The 14,422-nt window shown below is 71.9% G+C and carries 10 protein-coding genes; 3 read left to right on the top strand and 7 right to left on the bottom strand.

Going from position 1 to position 14,422, the window contains the following annotated elements; translation table 11 throughout:
- Position 1: 1 nt before the first annotated feature.
- The 3 genes from DEJ21_RS13530 to DEJ21_RS13520 form a co-directional block, all read right to left on the bottom strand.
- Positions 2-1,606 (bottom strand): putative Ig domain-containing protein, encoded by a 1,605-nt coding sequence (locus tag DEJ21_RS13530; RefSeq protein WP_111224919.1) that lies wholly within the window; start codon positions 1,604-1,606, stop codon positions 2-4.
- Positions 1,607-1,860: 254 nt separating this feature from the next.
- Positions 1,861-3,711, bottom strand: coding sequence for a hypothetical protein (locus DEJ21_RS13525; RefSeq protein ID WP_111224918.1), 1,851 nt, complete (start codon positions 3,709-3,711; stop codon positions 1,861-1,863).
- A gap of 190 nt (positions 3,712-3,901) precedes the next feature.
- Positions 3,902-4,804 carry a LysR substrate-binding domain-containing protein gene (locus tag DEJ21_RS13520; RefSeq protein WP_071405378.1) on the bottom strand — a complete coding sequence of 301 codons (903 nt, stop codon included), beginning with the start codon at positions 4,802-4,804 and terminating at the stop codon, positions 3,902-3,904.
- A 105-nt stretch (positions 4,805-4,909) separates the two neighbouring features.
- Between DEJ21_RS13520 and DEJ21_RS13515 the strand changes: the two genes are divergently transcribed.
- Positions 4,910-8,374 carry a bifunctional proline dehydrogenase/L-glutamate gamma-semialdehyde dehydrogenase gene (locus tag DEJ21_RS13515; RefSeq protein WP_111224917.1) on the top strand — a complete coding sequence of 1,155 codons (3,465 nt, stop codon included), beginning with the start codon at positions 4,910-4,912 and terminating at the stop codon, positions 8,372-8,374.
- Between the two features lie 224 nt (positions 8,375-8,598).
- Entirely contained in the window at positions 8,599-9,039 is a 441-nt protein-coding gene (locus DEJ21_RS13510) for a VOC family protein (RefSeq protein WP_111224916.1), read from the top strand.
- A 5-nt stretch (positions 9,040-9,044) separates the two neighbouring features.
- Here DEJ21_RS13510 and DEJ21_RS13505 read toward each other — a convergent pair whose 3' ends face one another.
- Both DEJ21_RS13505 and DEJ21_RS13500 read right to left on the bottom strand, forming a co-directional pair.
- Entirely contained in the window at positions 9,045-9,488 is a 444-nt protein-coding gene (locus DEJ21_RS13505; RefSeq protein WP_111039501.1) for a thioesterase family protein, read from the bottom strand.
- A complete protein-coding gene (locus DEJ21_RS13500) occupies positions 9,485-10,093 on the bottom strand; it encodes a QsdR family transcriptional regulator (protein WP_071247243.1) in 609 nt (202 codons plus the stop codon). Before DEJ21_RS13500 ends, DEJ21_RS13505 begins: the two co-directional genes overlap by 4 nt.
- A 59-nt stretch (positions 10,094-10,152) precedes the next feature.
- Here DEJ21_RS13500 and DEJ21_RS13495 point away from each other — a divergent pair, with 59 nt between their 5' ends.
- Positions 10,153-11,334 carry an acyl-CoA dehydrogenase family protein gene (locus DEJ21_RS13495; protein WP_071405382.1) on the top strand — a complete coding sequence of 394 codons (1,182 nt, stop codon included), beginning with the start codon at positions 10,153-10,155 and terminating at the stop codon, positions 11,332-11,334.
- A gap of 21 nt (positions 11,335-11,355) precedes the next feature.
- Here the strand turns inward: DEJ21_RS13495 and DEJ21_RS13490 are convergent, their stop codons facing one another.
- Positions 11,356-13,422 carry an alpha/beta fold hydrolase gene (locus DEJ21_RS13490; RefSeq protein ID WP_111224915.1) on the bottom strand — a complete coding sequence of 689 codons (2,067 nt, stop codon included), beginning with the start codon at positions 13,420-13,422 and terminating at the stop codon, positions 11,356-11,358.
- Positions 13,419-14,315, bottom strand: coding sequence for a patatin-like phospholipase family protein (locus DEJ21_RS13485; RefSeq protein WP_111104663.1), 897 nt, complete (start codon positions 14,313-14,315; stop codon positions 13,419-13,421). Before DEJ21_RS13485 ends, DEJ21_RS13490 begins: the two co-directional genes overlap by 4 nt.
- Between the last annotated feature and the right edge of the window lie 107 nt (positions 14,316-14,422).

Below are 14,422 nucleotides of genomic sequence, written 5' to 3'. Positions count from 1 at the left end.
GTCAGCGCTGGGCGCGACGACGACGCGCGAAGCGGGCGCCGATGAGGCCGGCACCGGCGACGAGCAGGCCGAGGGCCCACGGCAGTGCGTCGGTGGTGTCCGAACCGGTGTAGGCGAGCTGGCCGCCGGTGTTGACCGGGGCGACCGGGGCCGCTGCCGGCGCGACCGGGGTCGGGTCGGCGATGCCGGCGACCGCGGTCGGCTGGACGTCCACGGCGAACGAGGTGGCGAAATCGCCGGCGGCGACCGTGAGGTTGTGGATCGAGGCGTGCGGGAACGTGACGCCGATGAAGCCGAACTCACCGATCTCGGGGTCTGCGGCGATGACGTCGGTCGAGACGTCCGACGTCACGGTGGGCGTGATCGACTCGTCGTCCTCGCCCAGGACCTCGTTGCCGAACCGATCGACGACCGTGCCGGTCACGATGAGCGTCCCACCCTGCTTGATCGTGGGGCGACCGCCGTCGACCTCGGTGCCGACCTGGCCACCGTCGCCGTCACCCTGCGTGATGACGGTGTAGACCTTGCCGTCCGGGTCGATGATCCACGTGGTGCGCTTCTTGGTGTCGTTCTCGTCGAAGTCGAAGGCTCCGGCGCGGTCGGTCGTGTAGACGAACAGGCCGAGCGGCGCACCGGCCTCGACGTTGAGCGAAACGTACTGCGTGGTCGTCTCGGTGCCACTGGTTGCCGTGACGGCGAAGGTCCAGTCCCACGCCTCGGTGGTGACGCCACTGAGCTCACCGGTCGAGGCGTCGAAGGTCAGACCGTCGGGGAGCTGGTCCGCGGGGGACATCTCGTCCTCCGGGAACTCCTCGGCGTACTCGGCGTCGTCCTCGTCGAACCAGGCGAGGCTGTACTTCGGCTCCGGGAAGCCCTGCGCACGGAAGGTGTGCGAGAAGGCGTCACCGGCGGCGGTGCTCAGCTCGAGCGGGCTGTCCTGCGTGGCACCGGCCTTGGTGGGCTGGCCGTCCTCACCGAGGAACGCCGGGGTCTGCGTCACGGCGGCGGTGGCCTCGGACTCGACCGTGGAGGTCTCGGTCGCGCCGGGCAGCGTGCCCGTCACGGCGACCGTGATGGTCTTGCGGACGTCGGTCGGGTCGACGACGTAGCTCGCGGCCTTCGACAGGACGTTGCCGTCCTGGTCGGTCCACGAGTACTTGTACCCCGCCTCGTCGTCGAAGCCGGTGACGACGGCGACGAGTCGGGTGCCGACCTTGGCCGTGCCCTCGATGGTGACGGTGGCGTCGGCGGCCTTGGCCGTGACGTCCGGCTTCGGGGTCTCGGTCGGCTTCGGAGCCTCGGTGGCGGCCGGCGCGGTGGTCTCCGGCGCGGCGGGCTCGGTGGCCTCGGGGGTGGGCGCCGGGGCTTCCTCGACCGGAGCCGGGGTCTCGGGCGCGGTCTCGACGGGCGGGTCCGTCGGCGTGGGCGTCTCGTCGGAGACGACCGGAGCGGGCGTCTCGGCGGCCACGATCGGCTGCGTGGTGTCGAGCGTCTCGGCGTTGGCGGCCGTCGCGGTCATGATGCCGAGGCCGGTGGTCAGGCCGACCAGGGCGACGGTGGTGCCGACGGCGCAGGCGCGACGGACAGTGGAGGTGCTGCGGTGCACGGGATCCCCCAGGGATTCGGTCCGGGCTCATCGCCCAGATCATGTGAATTTGCCGAGAATGTCGGCGTTCTCGGATCGTAGCGGGATGACGTTGCCGGGCTGTGACGATTCACCGGAATGTGACCCGGGTTGGGGGTGCGTGCGGGAAACCGCCTGACCCCCGCACGCGCGGCGCGCCCTGTGGGTGCGGAAGGACGGACGGGAGGCGCGGTGCGGGCCCGCACCGCGCCTCCCGTCCGTTGCGGGGTCGCGTCTCAGGCGCGACGGCGACGCAGCCGGTGGACCAGCAGGCCGCCGCCGGCGGCGAGCAGGCCGAGAGCCCACGCGAGCGGCCCGGAGGCGTCGGCGCCCGTGTAGGCGAGGTGCCCGCCGCCGCCGGCCGTCGGGGTCGTGTCGCCGACGGTCGCGACCGACGGCCGCACGTCCACGTCGAACGTGGTCGAGACGTCACCGAGGGCGACCGTGATGGTGTGCGGCGAGGCGTGCGGGAACCCGACGCGGGGCGCCCACTCGCCGTGCGGCAGCGTCACTTCGTCGCTGGCCACGCTGCTCGTCACGACGGGCTGGGCGCCGTCGGACTCCTTCGTGCTGTTCCCGAACGCGTCGAGGGCCGTCACCCGGACGACCATCGTCGCCCCCTGAGTCACGGGGACGGCGTCGACCGGGATCGACTTCGGGCTCTCCGCGAAGATCTCGCGCAGGCCCTCGGCGTCACGGAGCCACGCCTTCGGGGAGCCGATCGTGCCGACGAGCAGGCTGAGTTCCTTCGTCGCGGCGGGACGGATGGACAAGTGGACGTACTGGGTGGCAGCGCGGGACCCGTTCATGGCCATGACCTGGAAGTCGTACTCGCCGGCCACCGTCGGGGCGCCGCTCAGGACCCCGCTCGTGTCACCGACGGCGAGGCCGAGCGGTGCGATCGGGTGTTCGTTGCCCGGGACGGGGAACGCCGTCGGGCCGGTCAGCAGGACGTAGTGCAGCTCCGTCGACGACCCCGTCGCGGTGAAGGTGCGCTCGATCTGCTCGCCCGCGGTGGTCTCGATGCGGATGGGTGACTCGGGCGTCGAGGGCTCGGTGAACGTGATGGTGTCCGGGGCGGCGGGTTCGTCGGTGTCCTCGGCGCCGACCACGACCTCGAACGACGTGGAGACGCCCCCTTCGGAGACCGTCACGGTCCGGGTGCCGGTGCCGCCGAAGGTCACGGTGTTCGAGGAGTCCCCGTCGTTCCACACCGCCGAGTCGGAGTCGTCCGTGCTCGTGACCGTCGACCGGGGGTAGTCCGGACCCGGCGTGGTCCGGTTGCCGTACGCGTCGACCGCGAGCCCGGCGAGCGTGAGGGGGGTGTCCTCAGCGACGGGGATGCTCGGCACGATGCGGACGCGGCCCTGACCGGCGGCCTGTTCCCAGATCGTGCCGTCGGTCTCGACCTGCCACAGCCCGTTGTAGTCGGGGGTGGCGACGCCGAACGTCACGCCCACGGGGTCGCCGGGTGCGACCGTCAGCTCGACGTACTGTGTGATCTCGGTCGAGCCGCTCAGGGCGACGACCTGGAACCGGAAGGTCCCGGCCTCCTTCGGGTCGCCGCTCAGGACGCCGGTGTCGACGTTGACCCAGTAGTCGGAGGACGGGGCGTCCTGGATGGCGTAGCCGACGGTGCCGTCGCCGCCGGTGGTCTCGAAGGTGCGTGTGAAGGGCGTGCCGCTGGTGGCGGTGAGCTCGATCGGGTCCTCGGCGGTCGACGGTTCCGTGAAGGCGAGGTCGCTGCCGTCGTCGGCCGCGGGTGCCGCGGGTGCCGCAGATGTCGCCGGTGCGGCGGGTGCCGTGGGCTCTGGTGTCGCCGTTTCCGGGACCGCAGTCGGCGTCGGATCGGTGGACGGGCCTCCCGGCTGCTCGTCGGTGTCGACCGTCGTGACGGGCGCGGCGGGCTCGGCCGGCGTACCGGGCTCGGCCGGCGTACCGGGTGTGGCCGTGCTCGTGGCGGTCGTGGGCTCGGCCGCCACGGCGGTCGCGGCGCCGATGCCGAACGCCGACGACGCGGTGACGATGGCGACGGCTGCGCCGATGGCAGCGACCCGTCGTGTGGTGGAGGTGCAGGGCTGGTTCATGGGATCCCCCTCGGATGCCGGTCGGGGCACCGGGAGGTGCCCTCATCCAGGAGATGTCTGCACCGACGAGATCCTGACGGATGCCCAGGTCTCGATCCGGTCACGGCGCCGGACGGCGCGCGCTGGATGGCCTGCGCTGGATGGTGTGCGTGCCGGCTGGCGTGCACTGGATGGCGTACGCGCTGGCGGATCAGTCGCCGACGGCCGCCGCCGCACGCTCGAGCGCGTCACGGAGTGCGCGCACCGCCGGGGACGACGACCCCGCGGACCGCACCACGGTGAAGATCGTGCGTCGGGGCCCCTCCGGCAGCTCGAGCAGTCGACAGGTCGTCGTCCGACCGGTCCACATCAGGTCCGGCATCAGGCTCACCGCGTTGCCCGACTCGACCAGACGGATCTGCGTCTGCAGATCGGCGGTCTCGTACCGGACGTCGGGCTCGAAGCCCCAGCGCCGACAGACCTGCTCGGCGAAGTGCCGCGACGCGGTGCCGCGGGGTTCCATCACCCAGGGCATGGTGCGGGCGTCTTCGAGCGACGACACCGGGCGCAGGGCAGTGTCGAGCGGGGGCAGGGCGAGCCGGACGGCGTCGGTCGTCAGGTCGGAGCGGTCGAGCCCGGGCAGGTGCGGAGCGGCGTGCGCCGGGTACTGCTCGGCGATGACCATGTCGAAGTCACGAGCCCACGTCTCGTTCAGTGCGGTCTCCGGTTCCCGCTGCACCATCTCGACCCGGACGTCGGGGTGTTCCGTGGCCATCTCGTGCAGGGCGCTCGGCATCAGGGCGAGGGCTGCGGACTGGAACACGGCGACCCGCACGCGGCCCTGCACGGACGACAGGGTCTCCTCCACCTGGGACTGCGCGTGCTCGAGGACGTCGAGCACCTGGCCCGCCGCGGCCACCAGCACCTCCGCCTGCGGGGTGAGCTGCAGCCGACGCCCGGCCTTGCGCAGGAGCTGCACGCCGGCCTCCCGCTCCAGGGCGCTCAGCTGCTGCGAGACCGCCGACGGAGTGAAGTTCACGGCCTCGGCGACGGCCGCGATCGTGCCACGGATGGACAGCTCACGGAGGAGCACGAGACGGCGGACGTCGAGCATGGTCCGACGCTAGCCGGATCGGGACCGGAACGGTAGCGCAACTGAACGGTATCCATCAGGAACGCTCACTTCCGCTACCGCATCCCGGACCTCCACACTGAACCCATGACGACGCTGCACGAGGACTCCGCCATCGACCACGACGCCCTGGCGGACCAGTCCGTCGCGCTCGTCCGACAGTGGCTCGCCGAGGCCGAGTCCTACCCGGTCGACGGCTCCGCGAAGCAGCTCGCCGGCGTGCTCGCCGACCCCGCCGGACTCGACTTCGCCGTCGGGTTCGTCGACGGGGTCGTGCGACCGGAAGACCTCGCCGTCGCCGCCCGCAAGCTCCGCCAGATCGCCCCGGACGCCCCCGGGTTCCTGCCCGCCGCGCTCCGCGGACTCGTCCGGCTCGGCGGCGCCATGGCCCCGATGCTGCCGAACGTCGTGGTCCCCATCGCCCGACGCGTCCTCCGCAACATGGTCGGCCACCTGATCGTCGACGCCACCGACTCCAAGCTCGGCCCGGCCATCGCCGGCATCAAGCGCGACGGCGTCCGCCTCAACGTCAACCTGCTCGGCGAGGCCGTCCTGGGCGAGCGCGAAGCCGCCCGCCGACTCGAGGGCACGCACAAGCTCCTGGCCCGCGACGACGTCGACTACGTCTCCATCAAGGTGTCCTCGACCGTGCACCCGCACTCGCCGTGGGCGTTCGGCCACGCGGTGGACGACATCGTCGAGCAGCTCCGACCGCTCTTCCAGCGTGCCGCAGCCGCCACCCCGGCCAAGTTCATCAACCTCGACATGGAGGAGTACAAGGACCTCGACCTCACCATCGCGGTCTTCACGAAGCTCCTCGACGAGCCGGAGTTCCTCGGCCTCGAGGCCGGGATCGTGCTGCAGGCGTACCTGCCCGACGCGCTCGCCGCGATGCAGGAGCTGCAGGAGTGGTCCGCCGCCCGCCGTGCCCGCGGCGGTGCCGGCATCAAGGTCCGTCTGGTGAAGGGCGCGAACTTGCCGATGGAGCAGGTCGAGGCCTCGGTGCACGGCTGGCCGCTCGCCACCTGGCACACCAAGCAGGACTCGGACACCAACTACAAGCGCGTGCTCGACTGGGCGCTCACCCCCGACCGCGTCGCGAACGTGCGGGTCGGTGTCGCCGGGCACAACCTGTTCGACGTCGCCCACGCCTGGCTGCTCGCCGGTGAGCGCGGCGTGCGGGACGGTATCGAGTTCGAGATGCTGCTCGGCATGGCGCAGGGTCAGGCGTCGGCCGTGAAGAACACCGTCGGGTCGCTCCTGCTCTACACGCCGGTCGTCCACCCGGGCGAGTTCGACGTCGCGATCGCCTACCTGATCCGCCGTCTCGAAGAGGGTGCGTCGCAGGACAACTTCATGTCCGCGGTCTTCTCGCTGGTGTCCTCGCCGCCGCTGTTCGCCCGTGAAGAGGAGCGCTTCCGCGCGTCCCTGGTACCGCTCGCGACGCCCGAGGGCCTCGAAGCGCCGGTCTCCCACCGTGTCGCCGACCGCTACGCCGCCGTCGGCCGCCCCGGCCCCGGCCACTTCGAGAACACCCCGGACAGCGACCCCTCGGTCGGCGCCGTCCGCGCCTGGGGCGACGCCATCACCGCGCGGGTCGCCTCGTCGACGCTCGGCGTCCGCGCCGTCCAGGAGGCCCGGGTCGACTCCGCCACGGCGCTCGACACCGCGCTCGGCCGCGCCAAGGCCGCCGGTGCGGTCTGGGGGACCTGGTCCGGTGGTGCGCGTGGCGCCGTGCTGCACGCCGTCGGCGACGCACTCGAGGCGAACCGCGCCGCCCTCATCGAGGTCATGGCGTCGGAGACCGGCAAGACCATCGACCAGGCCGACCCCGAGGTGTCCGAGGCGATCGACTTCGCACACTTCTACGGCACCCTGGCGTCCTCGCTCGACGACGTCGACGGTGCGACCTTCACCCCCGCGGCGCTGACCCTGGTCGCGCCGCCGTGGAACTTCCCCGTCGCGATCCCCGCCGGATCGACCCTCGCCGCGCTGGCGGCCGGGTCCGCCGTCGTGCTGAAGCCCGCGCCGCCCGCCGAGCGCTCCGGGGCCGTGCTCGCCTCGATCATCGAGACCGCGCTCGACGCCCACGGGGCCCCGGCCGACGTGCTCGCGTTCCTGCAGGTGTCGGAGAACGACCTCGGGCAGCAGCTCATCGCGTCGCCGATGGTCGACCAGGTCATCCTCACCGGTGCGTACGAGACGGCCGAGCTCTTCCGTTCGTTCCGCCCCGACCTGCCGCTGCTCGCCGAGACCTCGGGCAAGAACGCCGTGATCGTCACGCCGTCGTCCGACCTCGACCTCGCCGTGAAGGACGTCGTCGCGTCGGCGTTCGGGCACGCCGGTCAGAAGTGCTCGGCCGCGTCCCTCGTCGTCATGGTCGGCTCGGTCGCGAAGTCGAAGCGCTTCCGGAACCAGCTGCTCGACGCGGTGGCCTCGCTCACGGTGGGCTACCCGACCGACGCCGCGACGCAGATGGGGCCCGTCATCGAGCCGGCCTCGGGCAAGCTGCTCGACGGCCTGACGAAGCTCGGCGCGGGGGAGTCCTGGGCCGTCGAGCCGAAGCAGCTCGACGAGACCGGCAAGCTCTGGAGCCCGGGTGTCCGACAGGGCGTCCGCCGCGGCTCGGAGTTCCACCGCACCGAGTACTTCGGCCCGATCCTCGGCATGATGACCGCGGACTCGCTCGACGAGGCGATCGACATCGTGAACGAGGTCGACTACGGCCTGACCTCGGGCCTGCACTCGCTCGACCCGGCCGAGATCGGCACGTGGCTGTCGCGGATCCAGGCGGGCAACCTCTACGTCAACCGCGGCATCACGGGCGCCATCGTCCGCCGCCAGCCGTTCGGCGGGTGGAAGAAGTCGGCCGTGGGCGCCGGCACGAAGGCGGGTGGGCTGAACTACCTGCTCGGGCTCGGGTCCTGGACGCCCGCACCGGCGGTCGCTGCGTCCGGTGTCGCCGTGTCGGGTCCGGTCTCGGCGTTCGCCCGGGCTGCCGAGGTCGCGGCGCCGATGCTCGACCGTGCGCTGGCGTCGGACGAGCAGGCGTGGTCGACGCTCTTCGGCACCGCGACCGACGTCTCGGCGCTCTCTGCCGAGCGGAACATCGCCCGGTACCTGCCGTTCCCGTCGGTGCAGGTGCGGCTGGCTTCTGCCGACGAGGATGCTGTCCCTGAGCTCGTCCGCGTGGTCGCCGCTGCGCTCCGTGCCGGCACGGCGATCGAGGTCTCCACGGCGGCGACGCTGCCGTCGTCCGTCGCCTCGGCTATCCGTGCGCTGCCGATCGTCCGCTCGCTGTCGCAGACGGTGTCCGACGCGGCCTTCGCGAGCTCGGTCGCCTCGGGTCCCTCGACCCGGGTGCGGCTCATCGGCGGTGACACCTCGGCGCTGTACTCGGCCGTCGGTGGTCGTCCGGACATCGCGGTCTACGGAGGCCCCGTGACCGAGGCCGGTCGGCTCGAGATCCTGCCGTTCGTCCGCGAGCAGGCGGTGTCCATCACGGCGCACCGCTTCGGCACGCTGAACCACCTGACCGACGACCTGATCTGACCCCGGACTGCGGCGCTGGCGTTCGGGTCCAGCGCCGCTTGCACAACCGAAGTGCCCCCGAACCGCGCGATCGCGTGGTTCGGGGGCACTTCGGTTGTGCGGCGTGCGGAACGCCGTGCACGGGGCTGTCCGGTCGCCGCACCGCCTCGGGTGCTTCGGAGGGACCGAGCGTTGCCTCGGGTGCGCGTCGCAACCACGGCGCGCAACCCCTGAGGAGCTCCACCATGACCGAGCCGTTCGCACACCCGACCGCCCTGGCCCACGTCCGTGTCACCGTGACCGACATCCACCGGAGCAAGGCCTTCTACCAGCTGCTGCTCGGCACGGATCCGGCGATCGACTTCAGCGACCAGGTCGACGAGCCGGGTGTCCGCGAGGACCGCGAGCGTTTCTACGGCGGATCGGTGTTCCGGCTCGGTGACCAGGTGTTCGGACTCCGTCCGGTCGCTCCCGCGGGGCAGACGTTCGATCCGGACACCGTCGGCCTCGACCACGTGAGCTTCGTCGTGGGTTCGGTCGACGAGCTGCACGAGGCGGCCGCCCGACTCGATGCCGCGGGTGTCGAGCACGGCGAGGTCACCGACCTCGGCGACGCCGGCATGGTGATCCTGTCCGTGCAGGACCCCGACGACATCAACCTCGAGCTGGCAGCCCTCAAGGGCTGAGGTCGTCAGTCGGCGACGGCGGGCTGCTGCGCGACCATCGAGCCGGTCACGAGCTCGCGGAGCTCGGCGGGCAGCGGGATCGGACGGCGGGCGCCCTCGCGGTCGATGATGACGTGCACGAACTCACCGGTGGCGAGCAGGGCGCCGTCGGACTGACGGAACAGACCGAACTCCCACGACAGGCTCGTGGTGCCGAGGTGCTTCGAGCGCATCCCGACCTCGATCACGTCCGGCCAGACGGCGGACTCGACGAACCGGCAGCTCGACGACACCAGCACGGCGATCCACTCCGACGAGAACGGGTCGAGCCCGGCGGCCTCGCGGAACCAGTACGTCGACGCGTTGTCCATCGCCGAGTAGTAGATCGTGTTGTTGACGTGCCCGAACATGTCGTTGTCGTTCCACCGGGTGGGGTAGGAGCGGCGGAACGGGTACTCGTCGATGGTCATCGGTCTCCGATCGGTGGTGCGGGTGTGGCGTGCACCGCGTCGGGCCGCAGGACGTACTCGAACGCCGCACGGGCCCGGTCGGGATCAGGGGTCTCACCGGAGATGAACTCGGCGTAGGTGAACGACTCGGAGATCCGGACGAGCAGCCGTGCGAGCTCCTCAGCCGACAACGGTGCCGGATCGAACGTACCGGACGACTCCTGCTGCTCGATGAGAGCGGTCACCCGGGCGACGAAGCGGCTCTGCACGTCGCTGTCCGAGGTGGTGAGCAGACGCATCGCCCGAGCGGGTTCGCGCGTCAGGAACGCCCGGAAGTACGGGGCGTCGATCAGGTCGGCGGTGAACCGGTCGAGCACGACGACGAGCCGGGCTGCTCCGGTCGCCCCGATCTCGTCGGCGGCGTGGGTGGCCCCGTCGAGGGTCGGGACTGCGAGGGACCACAGGATCTCGGACAGCAACCGGTCACGGTTGCCGACCCAGCGGAACAGCGACGTGCGGTCGACGCCGAGTGCGGCAGCCAACGCCCCCATGTCGATCCGCGAGCCGGCGATGAAGGTGTGACGGGCCTCCCGGAAGGCGCGCAGCGCAGAGTCTGATGTGTACACGCGATCCTCTCTTGCAACGTTTTCGAGAATGATGCATCGTGGTTCCCATGTCAACGACGATGCCCGCGACGCCCCTGCTCGAATCGGACTTCTACGGCTTCCAGCAACAGCTCACCGAGCAGGAGCGCGCGTCGCTCGGGCAGCTCCGGCAGTACCTCGAGCGCGAGGTCGCGCCCATCGCCGACGCGTACTGGGCGCGCGCCGAGTTCCCGATGCAGGTGATCGCGCCGCTCGCCGAGCTCGGCATGTACGGGCCCGGCGTCCCGCTCGTGCGGCAGTTCGAGAACTCGGCCGTGTACCGCGGCTGGGCGGCCCTCGAACTCGGACGCGTGGACGCGAGCGTCGCCACCTTCATCGGCGTGCAGTCCGGCCTGGCGATGAACTCGATCGCGGTCGCCGGCAGTGACGAACAGCAGCGCGAGTGGCTGCCCCGCATGGCTGCGGGTGAGATCGTCGGGGCGTTCGGGCTCACCGAGCCGTACTCGGGCAGCGACTCCGCGAAGGGTCTGCGCACCACCGCCCGGCGCGAGGGCGACGAGTGGGTGCTCGACGGCGAGAAGCGCTGGATCGGCAACGCCACGTTCGCCGACGTCGTCGTGATCTGGGCGAAGGACGTCGCCGACGGTCAGGTCAAGGGCTTCCTCGTCACCACCGACACCGCGGGCTTCACCGCGACGAAGATCGAGGACAAGATCGCGCTGCGCGGCGTGCAGAACGCCGACATCGTCATGCAGGACGTCCGGGTGCCCGAGTCGCGTCGGCTGCAGAACGCGACGTCGTTCCGCTCGACCGCCGAGGTGCTCCGACTGACCCGCACCGAGGTCGCCTGGCAGGCCGTCGGCATCGCGGTCGGTGCGTACGAGGCCGCGCTGGCCTACGCCCGCGAGCGGATCCAGTTCGGCAAGCCGATCGCCGCCCACCAGCTCGTGCAGGACCTGCTCGTCAAGTCGCTGTCGAACATCACGGCCTCGATCGCACTGTGCACGCAGGCCTCGGCCATGCAGGACGCCGGGGTCGGTGGCGACGAGCACTCGGCGATGGCCAAGGCGTTCGCCACCGCGAAGATGCGGGAGACCGTCGCCTGGTGCCGCGAAGTACAGGGCGGCAACGGCATCGTGCTCGACAAGGGCGTGGCCCGGTTCTTCGCCGATGCCGAGGCGATCTACTCGTACGAGGGCACGCGCGAGGTCAACACCCTGATCGTCGGGCGGGCGATCACCGGGCAGGCCGCGTTCGTCTAGCGGCCAGCCCGGCCCGCCGCGCTACCCGAGCAGCGCCGGCCGCTCCCACTCCTGGTCGAGCACGTGCTGCCCGAGGAACGCGAACACCGTCTCGTACCAGACCACCGCGTGCTGCGGAGCGAGCACCCAGTGGTTCTCGTCCGGGAAGTACAGGAACCGGTGCGGCATCGAGCCGTCCGGTGCCGCGTGGTGCTCCGCGAGTTCGGACCAGAGCCGCAGCCCCTCGCCGATCGGCACCCGGTAGTCCTTGTCGCCGTGGATGACGAGCATCGGTGACGTGATGTCGGCCACGAACCGGTGCGGGTCGTTCGCCGCGATCCCCTCGGCGTCGAAGATCGACGACCAGTACTGCGACGAGTCCGTCGTGCCGTTGAACTGGTCGAGCGCCCACAGGCTCGCGTGGGTGACGATCGCGCGGAACCGGTCGGTGTGCCCGGCGACCCAGTTCGCCATGTACCCGCCGAACGACCCGCCCATCGCGGCGGTGCGGGTCGCGTCGATGTCCGCCCGCGCCTCGACCACGTCGGTGATCGCCACCAGGTCGGTGTACGGCGCCTGGCCCCAGGCGTTCCAGCCACGGTTCACGAAGTCGAGCCCGTAGCCGGTGGACAGCGCGGGGTCCGGCAGCAGCACGGCGTACCCGCGGGCTGCGAGCAGCATCGGGTTCCAGCGCCAGGACCACTGGTTCCACGAGTTGAGCGGTCCGCCGTGGATCCACAGGACGAGCGGGTGCGGCCCGTCGCCTTCGGGTACGACCAGCCAGCCGCGCACACGGGCACCGTCGGCAGCGGTCGTCTCGACCTCTTCCAGGTGGGCGGGCACGTCCGGCAGGGGCGCCGGCGTCGCCAGCGCGGTCACCGTGCCGTCCGTCGCGATCCGCACCGGGTGCAGCGGGGCCGCCCAGGAGGCCCGGAGCGCCACGACCACGCCCGTCGCCGCCGCCACGCGCAGGCTCGAGTACGCCCAGTCGTCGTGCGTCAGCTGCTCGACGGCGCCGCCGTCGAGGGGGATGCGGAAGACCGGCGCGCGGCCGTCCTGGTCGGCGACCGCCAGGAGCGCGCGGTCGCCGTGTTCGAACACGAGCTCGCTCGGCCAGCGGTCCCAGTTGGTCGCGACGCGGCGGGCGTCGGAGCCGTCGATGCGGGCGACCCAGACCTCCTGCTGGTTCGCGCCGGCCGGGGTGGAGCGGACGGTGCGGACCCAGGCGATCGTCCTGCCGTCGTGGCTGAGCGCCGGCATCTCGTGGTCGACGTCGACGTCGTCGAACAGCACCGTGCGGTGGCCGCTGGACAGGTCGACGGTGACGAGCGTCGAGCGGTCCCCACGGGCCTCCCGGACGCCGACGGATGCCAGCAGGACCGAGCCGTCGGGCGTGAGCGCCCCGCTGACGTGGTCGAGCGAGCGACCGGGGGCCGGTGTGCGGTCGACGGGCTGGACGGGCTCGGCGCTGGCGCCGACGGCGTCGCTGCCGGTGTCGGCCGTGTCGAGCGTCAGCACGTGCGTCTGGGCCGGCCCGAGGTCGTGGTCCCAGTACCGGACCGGGTAGGTCTCGTGCAGGATCGCGCGGACCTGCTTGTCCTTCCGGCTCTTCCGGAGCTCCGCGTCGGCCTCGAGCACGGTCGCGGGGTCGGAGCCGGCCCCCGGCAGCAGGTCGGCGGTCAGCGCCACGACGTCCGACGAGGCCGCGGTGGCCAGGACCCCACCGACGCCGCCGGCCAGGCGGGTGAGCGGACGGGCCTCGCCACCGGTCGCGGGCAGCACCCAGAGCTGGGCTGTCTCGAGGTCGGTGGCGTCGGCGTCGGGCCGGGCGGAGACGAAGAGCAGGTCGCCGGTGCGGGTGAAGGCGATGCCGCCCTCGCCCTTGGCGGAGCGCGTGAGGCGGACCGGGCGTGCGGCGGGTGTGCCGGCGTCGTCCGCGTCCTCGGCCGCGGCTGCTGGTACCTGCCAGATCGACCGGCGGTACCCGGTGCCGTCGGGGTCGAGGGCACTGACCGTCAGGGCGACGCGGGTGCCGTCGGGGCTGATGTCGATGCCGTCGACGCGGGGGAGCGCGACGTACTGGTCGAGGTCGGAGAACGGGGTGCTCATGCGTGCACGCTCGCCAGGTCCTCGGCCCAGAAGGCGGCGACCTGCTCGGCGACCGCGGTGCCCTGGGCGTGGCCGGCCTCGGCCGACGGTGCCTGGGTGGCGAGCGAGAGCGAGTTCGTGCCGAAGGCCTGCTGGGACGCGCTGTCCGCCACCACGACCTCGACCGACGAACCACCGGCGCGCAGGGCCTCGACGGCGACGTCGAGCCACGGCCCGCACGGGGACGGGCCCTCGGGGCCGCAGGCGATGACGAGCACGCGCTCGTACCCGGCGGCGGCGTCGGCGTTGGTGCCCGAGCGGACACCACCGTCGACGTACGGGCGGCCGTCGATGGTGACCGGGGTCCAGACGAAGGGCACCGAGCAGCTGGCCGCGACCGCACGGGGGAGCGGTACGCCGTCGGCCGCCGTCAGCAGGCGGAAGGTGCCGTCGGTGGCGTCGACCGCGGTGACGGCGAGCGGCTTCTCCGGCCACTCGGTGGACGGGAGCGTCTCGCCGAAGGTCGCCGTGCGCTCGTCGTCGCTCTGACCACCGACGACCTGCTGGGCGGCCTGGCCGAGTCGAGCCCGGGCGTCCTGCTCGCCGGTCGCACCCTGCAGTGCTGCGCCGATGTGCTGCTGCACGGCCTCGACGTCGATGGGGGCCGGCTCTTCGTAGGTGGTCGGCGCCGGGGTGTGCTGCTGGTCGTAGGCCTGCTGGACGGCACCGTTCCGGACGAACGCGCCGACGACGCTGCCGGCGCTGGTGCCGACGACGAGGTCGGCGGCGTCGAGGTCGACGCCGGCTTCCTGCAGCGCGACGAGGACGCCGACTTCCCACGCGATGCCGGCGACACCTCCGCCACCGAGGACGAGGGCTCTGGATCCGGGAACGGGCGTGCTGACGTCGGTCATGGGTCCTGCTTACCAGCTGCGTGCGACGGGCCGGTGGAGGCCGATGGATCCTGTGGAGAACCCGCCTGTGGACAACTCCGTCCGCGTCGGTGGCGTGACCTAGCGTC

This window comes from Curtobacterium sp. MCSS17_006, from assembly GCF_003234215.1.
In the GTDB taxonomy this organism is placed as follows: domain Bacteria; phylum Actinomycetota; class Actinomycetes; order Actinomycetales; family Microbacteriaceae; genus Curtobacterium; species Curtobacterium flaccumfaciens.
This window is presented reverse-complemented; position numbering and strand designations above follow the sequence as displayed.

Excerpts from the sequence above, each read along its gene's own strand:
- DEJ21_RS13490 (WP_111224915.1), bottom strand. The coding sequence starts at position 13,422 with ATGAGCACCCCGTTCTCCGACCTCGACCAGTACGTCGCGCTCCCCCGC.
- DEJ21_RS13515 (WP_111224917.1), top strand. The coding sequence starts at position 4,910 with ATGACGACGCTGCACGAGGACTCCGCCATCGACCACGACGCCCTGGCG.
- DEJ21_RS13520 (WP_071405378.1), bottom strand. The coding sequence starts at position 4,804 with ATGCTCGACGTCCGCCGTCTCGTGCTCCTCCGTGAGCTGTCCATCCGT.
- DEJ21_RS13495 (WP_071405382.1), top strand. The coding sequence starts at position 10,153 with ATGCCCGCGACGCCCCTGCTCGAATCGGACTTCTACGGCTTCCAGCAA.
- DEJ21_RS13505 (WP_111039501.1), bottom strand. The coding sequence starts at position 9,488 with ATGACCATCGACGAGTACCCGTTCCGCCGCTCCTACCCCACCCGGTGG.
- DEJ21_RS13525 (WP_111224918.1), bottom strand. The coding sequence starts at position 3,711 with ATGAACCAGCCCTGCACCTCCACCACACGACGGGTCGCTGCCATCGGC.
- DEJ21_RS13485 (WP_111104663.1), bottom strand. The coding sequence starts at position 14,315 with ATGACCGACGTCAGCACGCCCGTTCCCGGATCCAGAGCCCTCGTCCTC.
- DEJ21_RS13510 (WP_111224916.1), top strand. The coding sequence starts at position 8,599 with ATGACCGAGCCGTTCGCACACCCGACCGCCCTGGCCCACGTCCGTGTC.